General features: G+C 70.0%; 24 protein-coding genes. 5 read left to right on the forward strand and 19 right to left on the reverse strand.

The annotated features are described in order from the left end of the window. Positions 1 to 146: 146 nt before the first annotated feature. The 16 genes from ACFWA7_RS22040 to ACFWA7_RS22115 form a co-directional block, all read right to left on the reverse strand. Positions 147 to 998: an EamA family transporter gene (locus ACFWA7_RS22040; protein WP_385548356.1), complete on the reverse strand. Its 852-nt coding sequence runs from the start codon at positions 996 to 998 to the stop codon at positions 147 to 149. Beyond that, a complete protein-coding gene (locus ACFWA7_RS22045) occupies positions 995 to 1,483 on the reverse strand; it encodes a YbaK/EbsC family protein (protein WP_385824685.1) in 489 nt (162 codons plus the stop codon). Before ACFWA7_RS22045 ends, ACFWA7_RS22040 begins: the two co-directional genes overlap by 4 nt. Positions 1,484 to 1,557: 74 nt before the next feature. Beyond that, positions 1,558 to 3,198, reverse strand: coding sequence for a penicillin-binding transpeptidase domain-containing protein (locus ACFWA7_RS22050; protein ID WP_385824687.1), 1,641 nt, complete (start codon positions 3,196 to 3,198; stop codon positions 1,558 to 1,560). Positions 3,199 to 3,445: 247 nt separating this feature from the next. Beyond that, the gene (locus ACFWA7_RS22055; RefSeq protein WP_385824689.1) at positions 3,446 to 4,729 is read right to left on the reverse strand and encodes a tyrosine-type recombinase/integrase; all 1,284 of its coding nucleotides are present in this window, start codon (positions 4,727 to 4,729) and stop codon (positions 3,446 to 3,448) included. An 80-nt stretch (positions 4,730 to 4,809) separates the two neighbouring features. Continuing rightward, on the reverse strand, positions 4,810 to 5,046 hold the full coding sequence (locus ACFWA7_RS22060) for a helix-turn-helix domain-containing protein (RefSeq protein ID WP_385824691.1): 237 nt from the start codon (positions 5,044 to 5,046) through the stop codon (positions 4,810 to 4,812). A gap of 465 nt (positions 5,047 to 5,511) precedes the next feature. Beyond that, positions 5,512 to 6,987, reverse strand: coding sequence for an ATP-binding protein (locus ACFWA7_RS22065; RefSeq protein ID WP_385824693.1), 1,476 nt, complete (start codon positions 6,985 to 6,987; stop codon positions 5,512 to 5,514). A gap of 3 nt (positions 6,988 to 6,990) precedes the next feature. Beyond that, on the reverse strand, positions 6,991 to 7,839 hold the full coding sequence (locus ACFWA7_RS22070; protein ID WP_385824695.1) for a bifunctional DNA primase/polymerase: 849 nt from the start codon (positions 7,837 to 7,839) through the stop codon (positions 6,991 to 6,993). Positions 7,840 to 7,985: 146 nt separating this feature from the next. Continuing rightward, entirely contained in the window at positions 7,986 to 8,276 is a 291-nt protein-coding gene (locus ACFWA7_RS22075) for a hypothetical protein (RefSeq protein ID WP_385824697.1), read from the reverse strand. After that, a complete protein-coding gene (locus tag ACFWA7_RS22080; protein ID WP_385824699.1) occupies positions 8,273 to 8,623 on the reverse strand; it encodes a MazG-like family protein in 351 nt (116 codons plus the stop codon). The genes ACFWA7_RS22075 and ACFWA7_RS22080 overlap by 4 nt, the downstream gene beginning before the upstream one ends. A gap of 232 nt (positions 8,624 to 8,855) precedes the next feature. Further along, complete coding sequence (locus ACFWA7_RS22085) at positions 8,856 to 10,982, reverse strand: FtsK/SpoIIIE domain-containing protein (RefSeq protein ID WP_385824702.1); 2,127 nt, start codon at positions 10,980 to 10,982, stop codon at positions 8,856 to 8,858. A 91-nt stretch (positions 10,983 to 11,073) separates the two neighbouring features. Beyond that, positions 11,074 to 11,397 (reverse strand): hypothetical protein, encoded by a 324-nt coding sequence (locus ACFWA7_RS22090; RefSeq protein ID WP_385824704.1) that lies wholly within the window; start codon positions 11,395 to 11,397, stop codon positions 11,074 to 11,076. 85 nt (positions 11,398 to 11,482) lie between these two features. Continuing rightward, positions 11,483 to 11,857, reverse strand: coding sequence for a DUF6251 family protein (locus ACFWA7_RS22095; RefSeq protein WP_385824706.1), 375 nt, complete (start codon positions 11,855 to 11,857; stop codon positions 11,483 to 11,485). 15 nt (positions 11,858 to 11,872) lie between these two features. After that, positions 11,873 to 12,256, reverse strand: coding sequence for an RRQRL motif-containing zinc-binding protein (locus tag ACFWA7_RS22100; RefSeq protein ID WP_385824708.1), 384 nt, complete (start codon positions 12,254 to 12,256; stop codon positions 11,873 to 11,875). Next, a complete protein-coding gene (locus ACFWA7_RS22105; protein WP_385824710.1) occupies positions 12,256 to 13,125 on the reverse strand; it encodes a DUF2637 domain-containing protein in 870 nt (289 codons plus the stop codon). Before ACFWA7_RS22105 ends, ACFWA7_RS22100 begins: the two co-directional genes overlap by 1 nt. Next, a complete protein-coding gene (locus tag ACFWA7_RS22110; RefSeq protein WP_385824712.1) occupies positions 13,122 to 13,394 on the reverse strand; it encodes a DUF6284 family protein in 273 nt (90 codons plus the stop codon). Before ACFWA7_RS22110 ends, ACFWA7_RS22105 begins: the two co-directional genes overlap by 4 nt. Before the next feature lie 88 nt (positions 13,395 to 13,482). Continuing rightward, entirely contained in the window at positions 13,483 to 13,938 is a 456-nt protein-coding gene (locus tag ACFWA7_RS22115; RefSeq protein WP_385824714.1) for a transcriptional regulator, read from the reverse strand. Positions 13,939 to 14,372: 434 nt separating this feature from the next. On the opposite strand from ACFWA7_RS22115, the gene ACFWA7_RS22120 reads away from it, so the two are divergent. Both ACFWA7_RS22120 and ACFWA7_RS22125 read left to right on the forward strand, forming a co-directional pair. After that, complete coding sequence (locus ACFWA7_RS22120) at positions 14,373 to 15,239, forward strand: GntR family transcriptional regulator (RefSeq protein WP_385824716.1); 867 nt, start codon at positions 14,373 to 14,375, stop codon at positions 15,237 to 15,239. A 34-nt stretch (positions 15,240 to 15,273) separates the two neighbouring features. Next, complete coding sequence (locus tag ACFWA7_RS22125) at positions 15,274 to 15,924, forward strand: HAD family hydrolase (protein ID WP_385824718.1); 651 nt, start codon at positions 15,274 to 15,276, stop codon at positions 15,922 to 15,924. Positions 15,925 to 15,949: 25 nt separating this feature from the next. On the opposite strand, the gene ACFWA7_RS22130 is transcribed toward ACFWA7_RS22125, so the two are convergent. The 3 genes from ACFWA7_RS22130 to ACFWA7_RS22140 form a co-directional block, all read right to left on the reverse strand. Beyond that, positions 15,950 to 16,231, reverse strand: coding sequence for a hypothetical protein (locus tag ACFWA7_RS22130; protein ID WP_385824720.1), 282 nt, complete (start codon positions 16,229 to 16,231; stop codon positions 15,950 to 15,952). Between the two features lie 20 nt (positions 16,232 to 16,251). Continuing rightward, positions 16,252 to 16,455: a toxin-antitoxin system HicB family antitoxin gene (locus tag ACFWA7_RS22135; RefSeq protein WP_266979670.1), complete on the reverse strand. Its 204-nt coding sequence runs from the start codon at positions 16,453 to 16,455 to the stop codon at positions 16,252 to 16,254. Positions 16,456 to 16,660: 205 nt separating this feature from the next. Then, a complete protein-coding gene (locus tag ACFWA7_RS22140) occupies positions 16,661 to 18,433 on the reverse strand; it encodes a dolichyl-phosphate-mannose--protein mannosyltransferase (RefSeq protein ID WP_385548364.1) in 1,773 nt (590 codons plus the stop codon). Between the two features lie 95 nt (positions 18,434 to 18,528). Here ACFWA7_RS22140 and rsmI point away from each other — a divergent pair, with 95 nt between their 5' ends. The 3 genes from rsmI (at position 18,529) to ACFWA7_RS22155 (ending at position 20,920) form a co-directional block, all read left to right on the forward strand. Next, positions 18,529 to 19,407: a 16S rRNA (cytidine(1402)-2'-O)-methyltransferase gene (gene rsmI / locus ACFWA7_RS22145; protein WP_385548366.1), complete on the forward strand. Its 879-nt coding sequence runs from the start codon at positions 18,529 to 18,531 to the stop codon at positions 19,405 to 19,407. A 184-nt stretch (positions 19,408 to 19,591) separates the two neighbouring features. Beyond that, on the forward strand, positions 19,592 to 20,017 hold the full coding sequence (locus ACFWA7_RS22150; RefSeq protein WP_385824722.1) for a hypothetical protein: 426 nt from the start codon (positions 19,592 to 19,594) through the stop codon (positions 20,015 to 20,017). Between the two features lie 30 nt (positions 20,018 to 20,047). Further along, positions 20,048 to 20,920 carry a TatD family hydrolase gene (locus ACFWA7_RS22155; protein WP_385548371.1) on the forward strand — a complete coding sequence of 291 codons (873 nt, stop codon included), beginning with the start codon at positions 20,048 to 20,050 and terminating at the stop codon, positions 20,918 to 20,920. Positions 20,921 to 21,024: the final 104 nt, after the last annotated feature.

Below are 21,024 nucleotides of genomic sequence, written 5' to 3' on the forward strand. Positions count from 1 at the left end.
TTTTTGCTCCCGGCCGGGCGGGGGGGGGGGGGGGGGGCCCCCCCCCCCCCCGAAACCCTCCTCAACCCCCACCCACCCCCGGAGGCCCCGCGGCGGAGTCGCGCATGTCACAGCGGGAACGGGCGGGGTGGGGGCAAAACACCCCGTCACCCCGCCCGCAGCATCAGCCCGATCCCCACCACCAGCACCCCCGCCGCAGCAATCCGCGGCCCCCCGAACCGTTCCTTGAAGAACAGCGCCCCGATCGCCGCCCCCACGATGATGCTGGACTCCCGCAGCGCGGCGACCGGGGCCAGGGGAGCCCGCGTCTGGGCCCACAGGACCAGCCCGTACGCCGTCATCGAGAGCGCCGCCCCCAGCAGCCCCCGCCCCGCGTACGGCCGAAGCTGACCGATCAGCGAACCCCGGCGCCGGTACACCGCGTACGCCGGGATCAGCAGCCCCTCCAGGATCATCAGCCACGCGATATAGCCGACCGGGGTGCCGGAGGCGCGTACGCCGACGCCGTCCACCACCGTGTACGACGCGATCGACAGGCCCGTCGCCCCCGCGGCCACCAGCGCCGGCCAGTGCGGTCGCGCGCCCGAGCCCCGGATGCCCCACAGGGCGACCCCGACCAGGCCCGCCGAGGCGACCGCCACTCCGGCGCCCTGCCACGCGTTCAGGCTCTCGCCGACGAACAGCGCGGCCAGCACGGTCACCACCAGCGGCGCCGTGCCGCGCGCGATGGGATACATCTGGCCGAAGTCGCCCAGGCTGAACGACCGCATGAGCAGCACCTGGTAGACGGTGTGCAGCGCCGCCGAGGCGACCAGACACGGCCAGGCGCCGGAGGCGGGCAGCGGGGTGAACACCGCGAGCACCGCGCCGATCGCCGTCGCCCCGCCGCCTATCAGCGTGAACGCGACCAGCTGGTCCTTGATCGTGTGCGCCATCGCGTTCCAGGACGCGTGGGTGACGGCGGCGAGCAGCACGGCGAGCGCGACGGTCGGGGTCACGCCGTACGCTCGCGCACGTCGACCAGTGCCCCGCCCGCGTGCCCGATCAGCGTCTTGGGGTCGAGCGGGAAGACGGTGTGGGGAGTGCCCGCCGCCGCCCAGACCACATCGTGGTCGAGCAGCGCACGGTCGGCGAGGACCCGGGTGCGGCGTACATGGCCGAAGGGCGGGACGCCCCCGATCGCGTACCCCGTCGTCGCCCGTACGAGCTCCGCCCCGGCCCGCGTCACCTTCTGCGCGCCCAGTTCACTCCGTACGAGCTCCACGTCCACCCGCGACGAGCCGTCCATCAGGACGATCACCGGGACCCCGTCCGCCTCGAAGACCAGCGACTTGACGATCTCGCCGATGTCGCAGCCGATGGCGGTGGCCGCCTCGGCGGCGGTCCTGGTCGCGGCCGGGAAGCGGCGTACCTCCACGTCGAGCCCGAGTGCGCGCAGCGCCTCCGCGAATCGCGGGTGGGCGACGGAATCTTGAGCGTTCATGCCCCCGCACGCTAGCGGTAGCTGTATGCCGCATGCGAGAGCGTTTCACCATCCCCGGGCGCGGCCCCGGTTGCTCAGCCCGCCCGCAGCACCCGCGCCACGATCGGCCCCGCCGCGTCCACGCCGTGCCCGCCGGACTGGACGAGCGCGGCGGCGGCGAGCCCGTTGCCGTACCCGGTGAACCAGCTGTTGGACTTGCCCTGCTGGTCCACCTCGGCCGAGCCGGTCTTGGCGCCCTTGGGCCCGGGGACCCCCGTCATCGCGCCCACGGCCGTGCCGTTGCCGGTGGTCGCGGCGTGCATCATCTGCTGGAGCTGGGAGGCCAGCGGGTCGGGCAGCGGCTTGGCGGTGGCCAGTTCGCGGTCGTCCAGGGACTGCGGCACGATCACCGGCTGTTGGAAGCGGCGGTTGATCACGGTGGCCGAGACGGACGCCATGTCGAGGGGGTTCATCTGGACCTTGCCCTGCCCGATGTAGGAGGCGGCGGTCTCCACGCCGGAGGACTCGGGGATGCTGCCGTCGAAGGACTTCACTCCGCCGAGCTTCCAGTTGTCCTGGCCGAGCCCGAAGTAGTCCCGGGCGGTCTGGCCGAGCGCCGTCCCGGCGATGCCCTTGGCGGCGAGCGGCTTCACCGGCTTGATGAAGGCGGTGTTGCAGGACCGGGCGAAGGCGTCGGTCAGGGTGCCGCCCGGGATGGTGAAGTCCTTGAGGTTGTGGAAGGTGTAGCCCTCCCACGGGACCGTGGCCGGGCACTCGACCGGCTGGTTCGCACCGCCCACCCCGTTCTGGACGATCATCGCGCCCGTGATGATCTTCATCGTGGAGCCGGGGGCGACGGACGCCTGGAGCGAGGCGGGGAAGCCGTCCTTGCGGTTGTCCGCGACGGCCCGGATCGCCCCGCTGGACGGCTCGATCGCCACCACGGACGACTCCGCGAAGTCCTTCACGGCCTGCTCGGCCGCCGCCTGTACGTCCGCGTCGAGCGTGGTCGTCAGCTTGCCCGGCTTCCCCTTGGCCAGGGTGAGCAGCGTCTGGTTCGGGGTGCCCTCGGCGCCGCCCTCGATCCAGGTCTCCACGCCCGGCGTGCCGTTGACCTTGGTGCCGTACTTCTGCCGCAGCGCGTCCAGGACCACCCCGAGCGACGGGTACTTCTCCTTGGTCAGCACCCGCCCCTGGTGGTCGACGGCCTCGATCTCGGGGCTCTTGGGCGCCCCCGTGACCAGTTTCCCGCCCGCCTTCAGCTTCGGGTGGACGACGGCCGGCTGCCAGTCCACCAGCGCCTTGCCGGTGGTCACGCCCCGTACGACGGTCAGCCGGGAGCTGTAGGCGAGCGGCGCGGTCTTCCCCTCGTACGCGACCTCCGCCTTCACCGTGTACGGCACGGTCGCCCCGGCGGCCGGGCCCGGCGTGATCGTCACCTTGCCCACGTGTGCCTCGTCGTGGAAGCCGGCGAGCGCGGTCTGGGCGGCCGCGTTGTTGTTGGTCAGGGCCGAGGCGCCCGCCGCGTCCCCCTTCGACCAGGCGGCGAAGAAGGCCTGCGCGGTCCTGGTGATCTCGTCGGTGCTGGGCGGCCCGGTCCGTGCCGGGGCCGTCCGGGTGTGCGTGTCCGAGGACGAGTCGTCCCCGGACAGCATCTGGTAGCCGCCGTACACCACGCCGGTGCCGACCACCACGAACACGCCGCCGACTATGGCGGCCTTGGCTCCACTACGCATCTGCAGCCCCTCCCCAGGAGTCCCTTGAACACGTTCAAGAGATGCTTGTGAGGAACTTTACGTGACAGCAGTGACAACGGTGGCGGCTGTTACCGGACCGCGACCGCCGCCCCCGCTCACACCCAGGTATCCAGCCACATCCGGTTTCGCCACGAATCCAGCGGAATCGCCGTGCCCGTGTACAGCGGCCAGAAGTAGATGGAGTCTCTGGCGGTGGGAGCCTCACCGGCTCCCACCTGCGCAGACTCTATGCAGCCAGGCCGTCCGGGGCCCCGGGGGCCGCCTGTGGGCCGTGATCTTCGGTACCGAGGATAGGAAAGACGTTGTCGACTGCCTTGCGCGTCCGCCCCTCGCTGCTCGGCATCAGGTGCGTGTAGACCCTGAGCGTGAACCCCGGGTCCGCATGGCCCAGGTACGCGCTCAGTGCACGGATACTCTCGCCAGCGTCCAGGAGCACCGAGGCGTAGAAGTGCCGCAGCGCGTGCATGCCGTCCTCTGGAGCGGCGGCGTACCGCTCACCCTCCTTCGGCTCCGGAATGACCCCCGCGACCACGAGCGCGGGCTTCCACATGTGGTCGTTGAAGTGGCTCACCCGGACGTGGTCGCCGGAATTCCCCGAGAACAAGAGACGCTTGGTCACGAGGGGGCCGTCAGGAGTACGCCACGGCAGTGTCACTTCCACCGAAGGGAATTCCTCCGAGTGAGCCCGGAGCGACCTTCCGACCGCGCTCGCCAGAGGGACGGTGCGCACCTTCCCGCCCTTGGGCAGGGCAAAGACGTACTTACCCCGAATGCGCTTCAACTGGTGCGCCACGGTTAGCCATCCGCCCTCGTAGTCGAGCTCGTCCTCTGACAGGCCGAAGATCTCGCCCTGACGGAGCCCGTTCCCGGCGCCGGGGTCCACTGTTGCCTGGTAGCGCCGAGGCAGCGCTGCCCGCACGTCGAAGACCCGCGCGACTGTCCACGGGACGACACGGGGCTTCCCAGGCTTCGGCAGTGTCACGGAGCGGGCTCGGCAAGGGTTCTGCGCCAACTTGCCGTCCTCAACCGCCGCGCTCAGCACGGCCGACACCGTTCCGACGATGATGCGGCGGTACGACTCCGCAGGTACGGTCTGCTCCAACTCGGCGACCCAGGATCGGATGTGCTCGGGCTTGAAGGAGCCGAGCGGGCGCGAGCCAATGTGCGGGTAGGCGTGCAGGCGTAGGCGCCGCTCTGCCGCCTCACGGCTGTTGATCTCGCCCGTGTGCGACTTGACCCACCCCTCGGCGTACTGCCGGAACGTGGCGCGGGATGCTCGGGGGTCGATGTACTGCCCGCGCGCCATGTCCGCCTCAATGCTGCTCAGCCACTGGTCGGCGAGACGCTTCTGTCCGTCGCGAAAGCTCTTGGACTTCTCGGTGCCGTCGGGCCCGATGTAGCGGGCGCGGTAGCGCAGGCCCGTGCCGAAACGGTCGCTCTTGACGCGGACGCTCCTGCCGGTGGAGTCGGTTTCGGTCCTGTACCAGCGGTCTTGGATGTGGCCTGCCATGTGAGGCGGGTCCTTTCGTGAGGCGCCCGCAGAGCGGGCCGTGGGGCGCGCTCTGCGGGCGTGGGTATGTCTGGCTGGGCTCAGGCGACCGCGTCGGCGGCCATGCGCTCGGTGGTCCAGCGCCGGACGGCCGTGGGGTCGTAGCGCAGGTGCTTGCCGACGCGGAAGCCGGGCGGGCCGGTGCGCTTCTTGCGCCAGGCGTAGACGGTTTCCAGGGGCACGCCGAACAGGTCGGCGATGTCGTCGGGGGTGAGGTAGCGGTCCGGGAGTCCGGCCCGCAGGGTGGCGCGCGGATCGCTGGACGTGGGCGTGGCCATGGCGGCGGGTCTCCTCGTGTCCGATAGCGCGTAGGGGAGGGGGGAAGTGAGGCTGTGCTGTCCGAGGTGCGGATTTCTGCGTCATTGCGTCATCAGCGTCATGCGGGCCGGTGACCTGCGGGTTTGTGTGTCGCAGCGGTCGGGGCGTGCGTCATGGGTGCGGCATGGGCTGCGTCACGGCGTGACGCAGATGACGCAGGATGACGCAGAGGCAGCCGTCTGCGTCATGGTCTTCGCCGCAGGTCAGGTGCCGTTTTCTGGCCGTCATGACGCACATGACGCAGCGTCTTCCCTCTTAGGACAAAAGAGGGGGTGTCTGCAGTAGTGCGGGGGTGCCTTCAAGCGTGAAGAAGGAGCCGCTTCGCGGCGCGACCTTTGGGCGGCGTTCCGCCGAACAGCAAGAGGAGCACGCCCGGCGCGGGGTGCTCCTCTTGCTTGTCCGCCTGAGCGGGAGCGGAACGCGCGTCAGAACATCTGCTTCTGTTCGTTGGGCGGCGGGACGGCTGGACGGCTCATTTCGAGGTACCGCCCTTCGCTGGTGCGCCCGGAGTCGATGACGACCCCGCGCGCGGCGAGGGTGGGTTGAAGGCGCTTGAGGCGGTCGGAGAGGACTTTCCCGGTGGTCGGCCACCCTTTGGGCAGGGGACGGCTCTCCTCGCCGCCGTAGAGGAGGCTGAGGCAGTGCAGCCACTCGGTGGACGTCATCCGCTGGGCGCCGCCCGGCTCGATGGTCTCGGCGTGCCTCAAGACGGTCTGCGCGAGGAGGTCACCCTCGATGACGTCGTCATTCAGGTCGTCCAGGCTCGCCCGGTACGCGGCGAGCGCCCCGAGGCCGGTGGCGGCGTCGAGCTGCGCGCACAGGTGGGCGAAGTCGGCCATGCGCAGGTCGGTAGGGGTCTCCGCCTCGGCAGCGCGGACCTTGACCGTGAGGTCCAGGAGCGAGCCGAGCACGACCGGCAGCACCTCCGCGTACTCCGCCCACAGCTCCGCTTCGGTGCGCCGGACGCGGGGCCGCTCCAGGCGCAGGGGCAGGAGCCGTTCGGCGAGGTCGGGTCGGATGACGCCGACGTCGATGCCGGTCATGAGCAGGGGGCGGCGGTAGCCGACGCGGAAGACGTCCCCGTCGGTGAAGAGGGCGCGCTTGACGTTCTCGGCGCCGGTGACGATGCAGCACATGGCGTCGGACAGGTCCGGCGTCATGTGGGAGAGGTTGTCGAGGGCGGTGACCCATCCGGCCGCCACGGCCGCGATGAGGTTTTCCTCATCCTTCGGTGCCCGGCGCAGGTCGCCGCTCATGCCCTCGATGATCCGTACGAGCATCCGGCCCCCGGTGGACTTGCCCGCGCCCTGCGGGCCGGTGAGGAAGGGGGCGGGGACTGGCACGGACGGGCCGAGGCAGCCGATGAGCCAGGCGATGGCCAGGCACTCGGTTTCCGCGTTGGCGAAGTTGCACAGCCTGAGCAACAGGTCGATGCCCTTGCCGTCGGTGTCCTTGGCCGGGAGGGGGAGTTCCCCGGTGAGCTGGGTGCGCCGCCAGCACACCTCACGCGGGTCCGGGGTGAGGATGTCCCAACCGGTGGAGTGGATGCGGATGGACTGGCCGTCGCTGCGGCCCAGGTCCAGCCACGTCGCTCCGTCGAACCCGGGGGCGACGCGGATGTGCACGGGCTGCGTGTCCTCGGACAGCGCGAGTGCTTCGATCAAGTCCAACGCCTCCTTCAAGGCGGTGCCGTTGAAGACCCCGAGCCCGTCTTTGAACAGGCCGACCATGAGTTCCTGGCGGTGGCTTCCCGCGGTTCCCTGGGAGCGGATCGGGCGGGCGACGGGGTGGCCGTTCTTCTGGGCATAGACGGTGCCGTCGGGGGTGCGGAAGTACCGGAAGTGCGCCTGTGCGTAGTCGGTGATGATCTCGCGGGCCGGAGTCTTCTCGTCCTCGGACACGGCTCACATCCCCAGTGCGGTGCGGGCGTTGGCCCACGCGTCGGCGCAGTGCCGCAGGGACTCGCCCTTGGCCTGAGCGGCCGTGAACAGCCGCGCGATGTGTGCGTCGGTGAGGCAGCCGCACCGGCCGTGGGTCGACAGCACCGCCAGGAAGGTCCGGTACACGGTGGTGTGCACCGAGCTGCGGGCGTCGATGATGCGCTGCTCGGCCATGACGATGCCGCGTTCCAGGTAGGCGGGCGTGCGGTGACGGCATTCCCCGCCCCCAGCCGGGGCAGCCGCAGTGATGGCGGGCGGTACCCGCCGGACGGTGGCGGGTTCCCTCACGACCAGCGCGCGCACCTCGTCCGGCAGCGCGGTCGTGGTGCCGGTGCCGGGGCCGCGCCAGCGGGCGTAGGCCATCGTGGACTTGATGTCGACACCGGGCCGGACGCCGTTCACGGAGCGCATGGCGCCCTGGTAGATCCAGTGCTGCCCGCGCATGGTGGCCACGGTCCGGGTGGGCGGCAAGCTCTGGCGCGCCCAGGTAACGGCTGCCGGGGAGTCCAGGTCGACGACGGTGAGGTTGGCGCCGCCGGGGTGGTAGCCGATGCCGACGGCCTGCCGCCACGCCGGGGCCCATTGCGGGGAGCCGATGACGCGGGGGTTGGTGGTGGCGGCGGCCCATGCGTGGCACACGTCGGGGCACTGGCAGGGGCCCGACGTCTTCATGTTCGGCCGCCCGCCGCAGGCGTTCCTTGTGCAGGTGCGGCAGTTCCCGAACGGGACTTTGCCCCGACGCAGGGGCAGCACCGGCAGCCCGTCCGCCGCGAGGTCCAGCGCGGTGCGCAAGAGGTCATGCGTGCCGCTCATGACGTCGCCTCCAACGCCGTGGCGCGGGTGGCTCGCCGGATGTGGGTGGGTTGGGTCATGCTGGAGACCTCCACAGGTCTGTTGGTGGACGAGTGGACGAGGGCGGCCCCGGTCATTGGCGTGAGTGGGGGCCGCCCTCGGCTGAGCTAGAAGGGCGGTTCGTCGCTGTAGCCGACGGGGCCCCACGGGTCGGGGGCCGGGGTGGTGCGACGCGACCAGAGCGGGCGGCGCGGCAAGGGGAGCAGGAGCCAACGGCGGGTCTGGTTCCAGCAGGTGCACGGGTACCAGCGGGTGCCCGCGTACTCGCCGGTGGTGTTGTCGCCGTAGTCCTCTTCGATCCCGCCGTCCCCCTCGCACTGCGGGCAGTCGGGGCGGGGGGTGTCGGTGAGGATCAGGGCGTTGCGGGGCAGCTCGGTGCGCTGGATACGCAGTCTCATGCGGCCGGGTCCTTCCGGTGGTCGGCAGTGTGAGCGAGAGCGTTCAGGCGCCTGGCGGCGGCGTGCAGCTTGGCTTCCAGGACGGCCGGGGCGGCGGGGGTGTAGTCGTGCAGGGCGACGGCTGCGGCGATGATGACGTCGCACAGTTCGTCGGCCACGTCGGCGGCGGTGTGGGTGGTGCCCTTGCGGGGGTTCTGGCCGGTCATGCCGATGTACGCGGCGGACGCCTCGCCCGCTTCCTCGCTGACCTTGAGCAGGCGCATCGCCCGTTCGTGGTCACTCGTGCCGTTGACGGTGTTGAGGGCGGTGGCGATGCGGGCGGCGATGGGCCACAGAACGGCGCTCATGTCGTTGTTTCCTCTCTGCTTGGGTGGATGCGGAATCCGTTCCGGTGATGGGGCAGGGAGGCAGAGCCCCCCTTCCGGGGAGTGCTCTGGAGGGGTGTTGCTGGGGTCTGACCTGCGTGCCTCCCTGCCTCCCTGGGGGATCATTTGTGCAGCTCAGGGCCAGGGAGGTGGGGCAGGGAGGCGGTGAGGGAGTTCTCCCTGCCTCCCTGCCTGTGTGGGGTGTGCCTCCCTGTCACTGGGAGGCGGAAGCGGAACCGTCGCTGTCGCGGTTGGCGAGTGCTTGGGTGACGCGGTCGCGGGCGACGACCATGCGGCCGTCGGACTTGTACGGCTCGGCTCCCGCGTCGTCCAGGACGCGCTTGAGGTCGACGAACGACCACGTGCCGTAGGTGTCTTCGCTCAGTGTGGAGAGCCGCTTGATGACGTCCTGGGTGCGCACGCGTTCGTCGCTGCCGAGGACGGTGAGGATGTCGGCGAGCGGGTCGCGCTCCTCACCGCGTTCGACCACGTGCAGGGTGCTCACGCCGTCGCGCAGGGCCTTGGCCCGTTCGGCGACTTCGGCGGCCGGGTCGTCGTCGATGAAGTGGGTGCGCACCGTGATGGACGACTGGCCCTTGGCCATGACGATGCCGTCGGAGGCGACCACCAGTGTTCCCTTGTCGAGCCCTTGGCGGAGCTGGTGCGGGGCGGCGCCGTCGTCGACGGCCTTGTCCCCGAGGGCCATGCGGGACTGCGTCTCGGTGCCCAGCACGAGGGACGCGCGGGTGTGCGCACCTTCCCGCACGAGCTTGGGAAGGTTCTGGTCGGTGGGGTCCTGGGTGCCCTGCCACATCAGTACGTCGACCGCACGGCCCTGGTTGTGGATTTTGCGGACGGCCATGAAGTAGCGGGAGGTGGCCTTGGCCCCGCCGTACGGTCGCTTGGCGTCGTCGATGGCCGGGCACATGAACGCCACCTGCGCTTCGTCGACCAGGACGATGAGCGGGCGGAAGACGGCTGTGGGGTCGTTCAGGCGCACTTCCATGCGGCGGTTCATTTCATCGACCGCGTCCTCAACCATCTCGGTGACCTGGATGACGTGGTCATCGGTCGGTCCTTGGATGAGGACGTCGGCGATGCCGTCGAACATGGCCCAGTCCCCGATGCCCTTGAGGTCGCCGAGCCAGAACTGTACGGAGCGGTCCAGCGCGAGCCACAGGGCGAGCGCGCGCAGGGAGGCGGTCTTGCCCTGGTTCGAGCGCCCGGTGACGAGGAGGTGGCGCTGGTACAGGCTCAGTTCGGCCGCGTCCCCGCGCAGGTCCTGACCCCACGGGGCCTTGCCGCTCTTGTAGCTGGCGGTCATCGTCTCGTCGGTGACCAGCGGGGAGGGGCCGATCGGCTCGTCCAGGGCGCCGGAATCAGCGATCCAGAGCCGGACGGTGCGGGCGGCCGGAGGGATGGTGATGAACACCTCGTGCTCGTGCCGGGTCAGGTTCTCGGCGAGCTTGCGGCGCCGGGTCTGCACCTCGATCGTGGAGACCCCCGAGGGGAGGCTGACGTCGACTTCCACGCCACAGCCGGCGAGCGTGATGGGGGAGAGCATGGACGCCCCGGCGTCGCCCATCTCCTTGATGGCGTTGCGCAGCGTCGGCACCCCAAGGTCACGCAGGGCCTTGACGACGACAGACGGGGTGATCGGCTCCCCCTCGCTGTTGCGGACGCTGGCGGGCAGGGCCCAGGCGGGCGCGGCCTGCTGCTTGCTGCCGACCGTCCATAAGGCGAGCAGGGCCAGCAGCGGGCCGAGGGTGAGCGCGGGACCCCATACGACCTGGACGATGCGGATCAGCAGGGCGATGAAGTCGACGGTGGCCTTGAGCGGGGTGATGACGTCGGCCGGGTGCTTGGTGTTGAGGGCCATCACCACCCCGAGCGCGACCAGCACACCGATCCCCAGGCCTGTGCCGATGGCGGCACCCTTGGCCGCGTCGGCCGGGGAGCGCAGCAGGTCCATCCGGCGGCGGTGGCGGGCGTCGCGGAAGCGCTGCAACCGCTCCTCCCACTCCTGCGCCACCTCGTAGTTCCCGGTGGCCTCAGCAGCCCGCAGCATGCGCTCGTAGCGGGCCCCGGTCTTGCCGTCCCAGGTGCGGCGGGCCACGATCCGGCCCCCGTTGACGGTGTACAGGCCGTGGCGGGCCACTGCCCGCACAGCCGTCTTGGTCGTCTCGTGCGTGACGATGGTCTTGATGGCGCGGCCGGAGCGCACCCACAACGGCACGAGCACGGGCGGCGCCGGGTCGGGGACCACGGTGAGCGTGGTCACGGCCGCCTCATCGGCGGCCGGTTCGGTGTCCTTGTGTAGGCGAACGACGTTCTCGGTCATGCTGGACGTCTCCTGTCCGACTTCGTGAGCGGAGTGGGCGGGGCCCGGGGCGGCCGGTTTCCTTGGCCGGGACGGCCGCCCCGGGGCACAGCTAGCGGCAGTGCCGGTGCAGTTCGTTCTCGATGCGCGCCACCTGCTTGTTCGCCTCGCGGGTGGCGTGGCGGGCGGCGCCCTTGTCGGCGCGCGGCGCGGTGCGCTCAGCCGCTCGTGCGTCGGCGGCGGTGTCCTTGGCGACTTCCAGGCGGCGGTGCAGCGACTCGTACTCACGCTGCCCGCGCTCTGCGGCCTGTTGCTCGATGCGGTCCAGACGCTTCACGAGGCGCGGGTCGACCGCGTCCGCGACGGCCTGCTTGGAGGTGCGGAGCAGGAGCCAGGCGCGTTCGCGCTTCTCGGCCGGGGTGTACGACGCCTTCACGGTGCTTCCCCTTGTCCGGGCCGGACTGTCCGGCCCTACCGCGCCTCCACCCCGGGTTCGGCCGGGATGGAGGACGGAGGGGCCGTCAGCGACGACGACGGGACTTGGAGAGCGTGCGGGCGGCGGCGCGGCCGTCGGATCCGCCGACGGAGCGCACGAGGGTGACCACACCCCAGGTCAGAACGACCGCGAGGAACGCGAGAAAGGCCAGGTCGGCAGCGATCGCGGTCAGGGCAGCGACGAGCAGCGGGCCGAAGTACACCCCGGCCGCCACCGTCCCCGCCCCGATACCGGACCCGAGCGCGAGGCGCTGCACCGTGCGGTCGGGCGGCGCCTGGTGGATGTGCTGATGGACGACCTGCGGGCCCACCTGCTCCGGTCGTACGGCGGGCAGGTGGTCGGCGTAGGTGTAGGTGCCGTCCGGGAGCCGGACGACAGCGGGGATCGGAAGATTCTCCATCGTGGTCTCCAGCGGTCAGGCAGCGGAATGCTCGGGGTAGGCGCAGGTCACGCACATGCTGAGCGAGCGCGGGATGCAGTAGTCGGCGACCGTGGCGCAGACGGGGCAGGTGCGGCGGGCGAGCATCGCCAGCGCGAGCGCGCCCCACTTGCGCGACGTCATCGGCCGCACCGGCAGCGCCAGTTCGACGCGGTACAGGTAGGCGACGCTCACCCCGCCGGTGCGGTGTCGTGAGCGGCGCATGACCTGCGCGGCCACCGGCTGACCGCCGGGGCGTAAGCCCTGCGTGCGGAGCTGTCGGCGGGTGGCGTAGCCCTCCGGGGCGAAGCGCCACGGGAACGTCGGGACGCCGTAGCGGGCGCCGGAGGGGTCAAAGCACTTCCCGTACGCGGCGGACATCAGGCGACCGCCTCAGCAGCGGCCCGCTCCGTGCGCAGCGTGTCGCGCAGGGCACGGGCGTTGGCCGGGGAGGTGTGCAGTGCCCGGCGGATGCCCTCGGCCGTCAGCTCCGCATCCGACCAGTCGGCCACCAGCGCCCGCGCTTCGGTGAGCAGTTGCTCCGGGGTGCGGCGCGGCTGAGTCGACCGTGCCGACTGCGGGACCCGACCGGTCGCCCGGCGCGGCCGGGTCGACTGTGCGGCCGATGTCTGCCCGATCGGGGCGAGCACGGTCGACGGGACAGACTTGGGCGGGATCATCGGCTTGAGGAAGCCGACCTGTACCGCCGCAGGGATCCGCACCGGGTTGATGGGCACCTGTGGCGGGGTCGATTCGGGGAGGTCAGGAGTAGACCGAATCATCTCGGTCTCAGCCGATTTCTCCGCATTCACGCTGATCGGGGTCGGCCGGTGGTGGAGGACCTTGGCGACCAGATCGGAGCCGAAGTAGATCGAGCCGACCGGGAGCGACGTCGCCAGCAGCACGAGGGCCCAGTTCGCCGGGTCCCAGTCGGCCAGTCGGCCCCAGTCGACCGTACGGCCGTGCAGCGCGGGTACGAGACCGTGCACGTAGTTGAGGACCAGCGACGCGGCGGTGTAGGTGCCCAGTACCCGCAGCGCGAACCGGCGGTCGTCGTCGGCCAGTACGAGGGTGGCGACCAGCGCCAGCGCCATCAGCCCATCGACCACGAACGGGTAGAGCGTGGCGGCGGTGCGGTCCGCGCCGACCGCACCCGCGATGTCCCGCAACGCGTTCCACGACACCCGGAACGCCATGGCGACCACGGCCACCAGAGCGAGAACGAGGAGGATCTTTCCTTTGCGGTTCATGCCGCACCGCCCGGCAGGGGCAGCGTGCCGGGCGTGCGGTTGAGCAGCGCGACCCGTGCGGCCAGCGCCCGGCGCCGCGCCCGGCGGATGCGGCGGGCGTCCAGCTCGTTCGGCGTGCGGTCCAGGGTCATGATCCGCGCGTCCAGCAGGTCGACGTCCGCGAGGATCACGGGCATCTCGCGCTCGATCGCGTCCAGTTCCGCATCCGTCGGTTCGATCCAGTCGGCGAACGCGGTAACAGCGTCCTGAACTGTGGCAATGTGGTTCATGAGTCGTGGTCTCCCTAGCAGGTGAGACGGCTCGAACAGCGGCCCCGGTGTTCCAGCACCGGGGCCGCGCGCCGTGGGGATGATCGGTTCAGACGGTGGCGATGATCAGTGCAGCGATCAGGAGCCACAGGTGGTGGAAGGACTGATCCAGCGCGTAGGCGCCGGTCCCGATGTGCGGGTTGTCGCCCATGCCGGGGCGCGGGGCACCGAGCCGGTAGAACTCGCCCTTGCCAGTGACCTTGGCCAGCCACGCGAGCGTGCTGCGGCGGTCGGCCCACCAGTGGGTGACCGCGTCCAGGCCGAGCCCGGCAGCGATGCCGGGCACGGACAGGGACAGGTCCAGCAGGAGCGCGACGGGCAGGAGTAACGCGACCTTGGTGGCGGTCAGGGTGGCGACGTGCCGGGCGTCCGCGAGACGGCCGACCCAGCCCGGACGGCCCTTGTCGGCCGACTGGCGGGAGGTCTGCACCCAGTGGTCGCCCACGCTGTGCGCGACGTACAGGGCGACGAACACAGCAGCGAAGGCGGCGGCGTTCTGGCTCACAGCTCATCCACTCCTCAAACGAGTTGGGATGGAGCGATTCCGGCTCCCTGCCACCCCGCCCGTACAGCGCCGAAGCGCCAGACGGGCGGAGGAGGCAACCGGCCGCAGCACACGAAGTGCTGCGGAAGATCAGAGGTGGTGCGGATGTCCCCTTCGGGTCGACGGCTCCCGTGTGAGGTAAGCCGCCATCCCGGCGAAGGCGTATGGAGACGTGACCTTTCGGTCTCAAGCCCTCCGGCTGACAAGGCGCCGGGAAACCTCCCCCCGACCAACGCGGGGCTCCTGGGTGTGGGGCGCAACTAACCGCCCCGTCGATCTGGCTAACTTGGCTAGCCCAATCGGCACATCCACAACGTAGCCAGCCTGGCTAGTCATGTCAACACCTGGCTATCCTGGCTGTCCTGATGTTGGTCGGAGGGCGTAGCATCGGCGGCATGACCTTCGCGCCTGAACCGCTGGACCCGGACGACAGTCGGCCGCCCTACGAGCAGGTGGCGAGCAGCCTCGGAGCGGCCATCCGTACGCGGCGGCTGGCCCCGGGAGAGAAGCTGCCGTCTCACAGCAAGCTCACCGAGCTGTATGGCTTCGCGCGTGCCACGATCCAACGCGCGCTCCGTGACCTTGAAGACGAGGGCTTGGTCGTTTCCCGAAAGGGGAGTGGCGTCTATGTACGCAACCGGACTGAGCGCCCGGCCGGTCTGCGCCCGTATGTAGAGCAGGCGTTCTCTAGTCAGAACGTGTCCATCGACTTCGCTGGATTCTCAAGCGAGACCTTGCATGCGGCTCTTCAGGACCCGATCGATAAAATTCGAATTGGACGCCTCACTCCCGCCAGCATCAACATCAGAATCCTGGTTCCGGACATGTCGGTGCCGCAGGCTGCCCCGGTGCGGATGAGTGATGGCGCGGATGATCCTCGCCTACGCAATCGAATGCATGGCCTCATGGTCGGATTTACTCGGGGTATTGCCAATCAGGTGCACGAACTGAGTCTCCTTGGTCTCGTTCCCGAAACTCGGGTGCAGGTTCGTGTCCACAGCGGAACGCAGTTCTTCAAGCTGTATGTGGTGAACGAGGAAGACGCATTCTTTGGCTACTACCCGATCCGCCCTAACAAGGTGGTTGCGCAGGGGAAGGCCATTGAGATCTATGACCTGATCGGCCCCGACGCGACTCTGTTTCACTACTCGATAAACGAGGGTGAATCCTCTAGTGGTGCGAAGCAGGTTGAACAGGCGCGGATGTGGTTCGACAGCGTCTGGACGACGATCGGAAGGGACTTCGATCCTGATGGAGAGTGAGCGTCTCCATGAGACCCTCTCGGCAACCCGGGGCGTGTTCTTCGACTTCGACGGGCCTGTCTGTGAAGTTTTCTCCGGACTTCCCGCTTCAGAAGTCGTGCGCGCTCTCGCTGATGTGATGCAAAAGTTCCATCTTGGTCTCTCGGAGAAGATGCGAGAGATGGATTTCATGGATGCTCTGCGAGTTTCTCCGCAAGGTGGCGAAGAGGCCCTGCTGGCCGTTGAGGCGACTCTCGCTGCTGCCGAAATGGAAGCGGTGAAGTTGGCTGGAGACCCAACGCCGGGGGCTGTTGCCGCGCTGAAGGCGGCTGGCACGTCGCGGCGCAGCGTGGCCATTGTGAGCAATAATTCCGCAGAGTGCGTGCGGAAATTCCTCGCTCGCCACGGCTTGGCGGCATTGGTGGGCGAGGTCGTGGGGCGTCCCAGTCATCAGCCGCACCGAATGAAGCCCTCGCCGTACTCGCTCTATCTCGCTGCTGACCGTTTGAATGTCGCCCCCGGGAGCTGCGCCCTTGTAGGGGACTCAGTGAGCGATGTCGAAGCGGCGAACGCGGCGGCGGCCCGGTCGATCGGGTACGCCAACCGACCGGGCAAAGCTCTGGCGCTGGCGGAAGCCGGAGCGAACGCCGTCATCGACGACATGGCCACGCTTGCCGACGCCTTGACGCATGTCCCGGCCCCCTGAGCAGCGGGACGGCCCTGAGAGGCCCCTACAGGCCGAGGACGGAACGTACGGCGCGCTCGATCCGCTCCATCGTGTCCGGTGCGAGCGCGCCGACCAGCTTCGCGTTCTCGAAGCGCCGGGCCGCGTACTGCGTGATGTTCACGGGCACGGCGACAGCGCGCACCGGGTCTGCGATGGGCACGGACAGGAGCGTGTCCGGGTAGGCGCCCGGGGGGTGCAGGAGCAGGCAGACTGCGGCCTTGAACTTGGCGTTCACTTCGTCGATGGACAGGATCACGACGGTGCGCGTCGTGTCGCCGACGGGCAATTCCCAGACGGAACCACGCTTCAACGGATGTCCCCTGCCGGGTCGTCGTCGCCGGTATCGACCAGCAGCGCCCCTTCGCTGTCCAGGGTGGCCAGCGCTTCGCGGAGGGTCTGTTCGCGCAGCGTGCGGACCATGTAGGCGTTGAGCGAGAGTCCTGCGTCGGCGGCGGCTTTGCGGACGTCGGCGTCGAGATCATCGGGTATGCGCACGGTGACTACACTCATGCCACCACTTTAGGGGTCGGGCCGTGCATCGGGTAGGTGGAGGAAGCGGCGCGATGCACGGCGATTCCAGGCCCGATCCGCTCTCTGGGTCCCCCTCTGGGGCCGTCTGTGGGCCGTCTAGGGACGGCCCACGACGACCGGGAAGGACCAGCAACCACCACGGTGGCCCCGGAGCGCAGACGCTCCGGGGCCACCGTTTTTCCAGCTAGACCCAGGTATCCAGCCACATCCGGTTTCGCCACGAATCCAGCGGAATCGCCGTGCCCGTGTACAGCGGCCAGAAGTAGATGAAGTTCCACACGATCAGCAGCACGAGCACGCCCGCGCCGATCGCGCCGATGGCCCGGCGCCGTTCGTCCGAGCCCGGTGGCCCGAGGATCGCGCCGATCATCATGGCCACCGCCAGACACAGGAACGGCACGAAGACGACCGCGTAGAAGAAGAAGATCGTCCGCTCCTGGTAGAGGAGCCACGGCAGCCAGCCCGCCGCGATGCCGCAGACGATCGCGCCCGCCCGCCAGTCGCGCCGGAACACCCAGCGCCACAGCACGTACAGGATCGCGAAGCACGCCGCCCACCACAGCAGCGGAGTGCCGAGCGCCAGCACCTCGCGGGCGCACTTGCCGGTGGTGTCCGAGGGGCAGCCGTCGGTGCCGGGCGAGGGGCTCTCGTAGAAGTACGAGACCGGGCGGCCCAGGACGATCCAGCTCCACGGGTTGGACTGGTAGGTGTGCTTGTCGTGCAGGTTGACGTGGAAGCTGTAGACCTCGGCCTCGTAGTGCCACAGGCTGCGCAGCGACTCCGGCATCCAGCTCATGTCGAACTGCGGCAGGCTCACCTTGCCGAGCAGCGGCAGCTTGACGTGGTCGGGGGAGAGGCCGTCGCGGCCGTGCGCCCAGTCCCGGAAGTAGCCCTTGTCGGTCATGAACCAGCCGGTCCAGGAGGCCAGATACGTCACCACGGCCACCGGGACCGTGGAGACAAACGCCGGGAACACGTCCTTCCTGAGTGCCGCGCGGTACGGGCGCACCGCGCCCGCCGTCCTGCGGGCGGCCGCGTCCCACAGCACCGCCATCACACAGAAGAAGACCAGGACGTACAGGCCGTTCCACTTGGTGCCGCAGGCCAGGCCCAGCATCACCCCGGCCGCGATCCGCCACGGGCGCCAGCCCAGGCGCAGGCTCTCCGCCACGGCCGTGTCCGGGCGCAGGTCGCCGTCCTCGCTCGCCGGGAGCGCCGCCGCGAGGCGGGCCCGCGCCCGGTCCCGGTCGATCAGCAGGCAGCCGAAGGCCGCGAGCACGAAGAACATGACCACGAGGTCGAGCAGCGCCATCCGGCTCATCACGAAGTGCAGCCCGTCCACCGCGAGCAGCGCGCCCGCCAGACAGCCCAGGAACGTCGAGCGGAACAGGCGCCGCCCGATCCGGCAGAGCATCAGCACCGAGAGCGTGCCGAGCACCGCCATCACGAAGCGCCAGCCGAACGGGGTGAAGTCGAACCACTTCTCGCCGATGCCGATGAGGTACTTGCCGACCGGCGGATGCACCACGTACCCGGGGTCGGTGGGGATCGGCACCGACGAGGGGTCCTTGATGATCGACTTGTCGACGTCCTTCGGCCAGGCGCCCTCGTAGCCGCGGTTGATCAGCGCCCAGGCGTCCTTGGCGTAGTACGTCTCGTCGAATATCACCGCGTCCGGGCTGCCCAGCTTCCAGAACCGCAGCACCCCGGCGACCAGCGTGACCAGCAGCGGGCCGCCCCACGCCGACCAGCGCACCAGGCGCTCGGCCGTCGCGGGGGAGACCTTCAGGACCGCCCAGAGCTGCCCGGACGGGCGGGTGTAGGGCGGCACCAGCCGGTCGCGCAGGCCGATTCTCGGCCGGGCCGCGTAGCCGAAGCGGCGCAGCCGGTCCTGCCAGCCGGGCGGCGGATCTCCGGCGTCATGGCCCTCAAGGGTCTGTGGCGCAGTACTGGTCACCGCGCCATCGTAGGGAAAGCGCCTGTGCGAGTCCCGTGGCCGGGCCCGATCGGGCCCGGGCGACCGGGGCGGCGCCGGGCTGGGAGGATGGCGGGGTGACCGGAACACTCGTACTCGCAGGGACCCCCATCGGCGACATCGCGGACGCGCCGCCGCGCCTCGCCGCCGAGCTGGAACGGGCCGACGTCGTCGCCGCCGAGGACACCCGGCGGCTGCGCGGCCTGACCAGGGCGCTCGGCATCCATACCTCGGGGCGGGTCGTCTCCTACTTCGAGGGCAATGAGTCCGCCCGTACGCCCGAGCTGGTCGAGGCGCTGGAGGGCGGAGCGCGCGTGCTGCTCGTGACCGATGCCGGGATGCCGTCGGTCTCCGACCCCGGCTACCGCCTCGTGGCGGCCGCCGTGGAGAAGGACATCAAGGTCACGGCCGTGCCCGGGCCCTCGGCGGTGCTCACCGCGCTCGCCCTGTCCGGGCTGCCCGTCGACCGGTTCTGCTTCGAGGGCTTCCTGCCGCGCAAGGCGGGCGAGCGCCTCGGACGGCTGCGCGAGGTCGCAGACGAGCGCCGCACCCTCGTCTACTTCGAGGCCCCGCACCGGCTCGACGACACGCTCGCCGCGATGGCCGAGGTCTTCGGCGCCGAGCGCCGCGCCGCGGTCTGCCGCGAGCTGACCAAGACGTACGAGGAGGTCAAGCGCGGCAGCCTGAAGGACCTCGCCGAGTGGGCCGCCGACGGGGTGCGCGGCGAGATCACCGTGGTGGTGGAGGGCGCGGCCGAGAGCGGGCCCGCCGAGCTGGACGCCGAGGAGCTGGTGCGCCGGGTCCAGGTGCGCGAGGAGGCGGGTGAGCGGCGCAAGGAGGCGATCGCCGCGGTGGCCGCCGATGCGGGCCTTCCCAAACGCGAGGTGTTCGACGCGGTCGTGGCGGCAAAGAACGCGGCACGACAGGTACCCGGGAACGGCAAAGGACTATCGTAAAAAGTAAAGCGCAGGCCGCGCACCGGGGCTTCTTCCTAGGAAAGGCCAAATCGGCACCAACACTCGACAGCCCCTGATGCGTTTTGGCGGCGAAAGGCGTCCCATGGATCGGGGGACGCTTTCGCCCCCCCGCTCGCAAGGAGCGCTCGCAAGAGCTTGTCCAGCGGACAAGAGGAGCCGGCACATGAGTGAGATCGCTGAGACCACGGCACACGAGGCTTACGCCTTCGCGTGCATGAGGTGTGGGTATGGCTGGGAGCAGGCGTACGACATAGAGCACCACGTGGACGGCAAGGGCCAGCCGTTCGTGGTCTACAAGGCGAACGGGGAACGGGTGCCGTCCCCGCTCTCCCACCCCACCTGTCTGAACTGCGGCGGGCACGTCGTGCGCACCCTGCGCGCCGGCCGGGTCTCCAGCGTCCAGCAGTGGCTCGCGCACCACTCGACCCACCAGGCACCGGCCGGGCCGGTCGGGTCCGGGGGCGACCCGGAGCCGGACACCCCGGCGGCGGCCGAGTCCGACTCCGCGCCCGACTCCGCGCCCGACTCCGCGCACCACTGGCACCTGTCGGACCTCCTGCACCCCTTCCAGCACCACCACAAGAAGTGACGGGCCGGGGCCTTTCATAGGATCGGCCCCATGAGTTCCGCCAAGGATGCCCCGCCGCCGCTGCCCGAACCGCTCGGTGTGGCGGTGGCCGACTCCCACACCCACCTGGACATGCAGTCCACCACGGTGGAGGAAGCCCTGGTCAGGGCCGCGTCCGTCGGGGTGACGACCGTGGTCCAGGTGGGGTGCGACCTGAAGGGTTCGCAGTGGGCCGCGGACACGGCCGAGGCGCACGAGAACGTGCACGCCGCCGTCGCCCTGCACCCCAACGAGGCGCCCAGGATCGTCCTGGGCGACCCCGACGGCTGGTCGCGCCAGGGGGCGCGGCAGCCCGGCGGCGACGCCGCCCTCGACGACGCGCTCGCCGAGATCGACCGGCTCGCCGCCCTCCCGCACGTCAAGGCCGTCGGCGAGACCGGGCTCGACTACTTCCGGACCGGGGCCGACGGCATGGCCGCCCAGGAGCGGTCGTTCCGGGCGCACATCGAGATCGCCAAACGGCACGGCAAGGCGCTCGTCATCCACGATCGCGAGGCGCACGCGGATGTGCTGCGCATTCTGCGGGAAGAGGGTGCCCCGGAACGCACGGTCTTCCACTGCTATTCCGGTGACGCGGAAATGGCGGAACTCTGCGCGGAATCCGGCTACTTCATGTCCTTCGCCGGAAACATGACCTTCAAGAACGCCCAGCCGCTGCGCGACGCGCTCGCCGTCGCCCCCCTCGAACTGGTCCTGGTCGAGACGGACGCGCCCTTTCTCACGCCGGCGCCGTACCGCGGACGGCCCAATGCGCCGTATCTCATTCCGATTACGGTGCGCGCCATGGCGGCGGTGAAGTCAATTCACGAGGACGAGCTGGCCGCGGCCATCGCGGAGAACACCGCGCGCGCCTTCGATTACTGACGGATAACGGCAGAAGTTGCTCCGACTGGCCGAGTGCAGAGTAGCGTGACGACACTCCGTAGTCGAATCACCTTGGACAGTGACCGGCGCTCCGCTAATGTCCC

This window comes from Streptomyces sp. NPDC059994, from assembly GCF_042737755.1.
GTDB lineage: Bacteria > Actinomycetota > Actinomycetes > Streptomycetales > Streptomycetaceae > Streptomyces.

Excerpts from the sequence above, each read along its gene's own strand:
- ACFWA7_RS22150 (WP_385824722.1), top strand. The coding sequence starts at position 19,592 with ATGAGTGAGATCGCTGAGACCACGGCACACGAGGCTTACGCCTTCGCG.
- ACFWA7_RS22100 (WP_385824708.1), bottom strand. The coding sequence starts at position 12,256 with ATGTCCGCCGCGTACGGGAAGTGCTTTGACCCCTCCGGCGCCCGCTAC.
- ACFWA7_RS22050 (WP_385824687.1), bottom strand. The coding sequence starts at position 3,198 with ATGCGTAGTGGAGCCAAGGCCGCCATAGTCGGCGGCGTGTTCGTGGTG.
- ACFWA7_RS22070 (WP_385824695.1), bottom strand. The coding sequence starts at position 7,839 with ATGAGCGGCACGCATGACCTCTTGCGCACCGCGCTGGACCTCGCGGCG.
- ACFWA7_RS22055 (WP_385824689.1), bottom strand. The coding sequence starts at position 4,729 with ATGGCAGGCCACATCCAAGACCGCTGGTACAGGACCGAAACCGACTCC.
- ACFWA7_RS22045 (WP_385824685.1), bottom strand. The coding sequence starts at position 1,483 with ATGAACGCTCAAGATTCCGTCGCCCACCCGCGATTCGCGGAGGCGCTG.
- ACFWA7_RS22120 (WP_385824716.1), top strand. The coding sequence starts at position 14,373 with ATGACCTTCGCGCCTGAACCGCTGGACCCGGACGACAGTCGGCCGCCC.
- ACFWA7_RS22095 (WP_385824706.1), bottom strand. The coding sequence starts at position 11,857 with ATGGAGAATCTTCCGATCCCCGCTGTCGTCCGGCTCCCGGACGGCACC.
- ACFWA7_RS22110 (WP_385824712.1), bottom strand. The coding sequence starts at position 13,394 with ATGAACCACATTGCCACAGTTCAGGACGCTGTTACCGCGTTCGCCGAC.
- ACFWA7_RS22105 (WP_385824710.1), bottom strand. The coding sequence starts at position 13,125 with ATGAACCGCAAAGGAAAGATCCTCCTCGTTCTCGCTCTGGTGGCCGTG.
- ACFWA7_RS22080 (WP_385824699.1), bottom strand. The coding sequence starts at position 8,623 with ATGAGCGCCGTTCTGTGGCCCATCGCCGCCCGCATCGCCACCGCCCTC.
- ACFWA7_RS22060 (WP_385824691.1), bottom strand. The coding sequence starts at position 5,046 with ATGGCCACGCCCACGTCCAGCGATCCGCGCGCCACCCTGCGGGCCGGA.
- ACFWA7_RS22155 (WP_385548371.1), top strand. The coding sequence starts at position 20,048 with ATGAGTTCCGCCAAGGATGCCCCGCCGCCGCTGCCCGAACCGCTCGGT.
- ACFWA7_RS22135 (WP_266979670.1), bottom strand. The coding sequence starts at position 16,455 with ATGAGTGTAGTCACCGTGCGCATACCCGATGATCTCGACGCCGACGTC.
- ACFWA7_RS22075 (WP_385824697.1), bottom strand. The coding sequence starts at position 8,276 with ATGAGACTGCGTATCCAGCGCACCGAGCTGCCCCGCAACGCCCTGATC.
- ACFWA7_RS22085 (WP_385824702.1), bottom strand. The coding sequence starts at position 10,982 with ATGACCGAGAACGTCGTTCGCCTACACAAGGACACCGAACCGGCCGCC.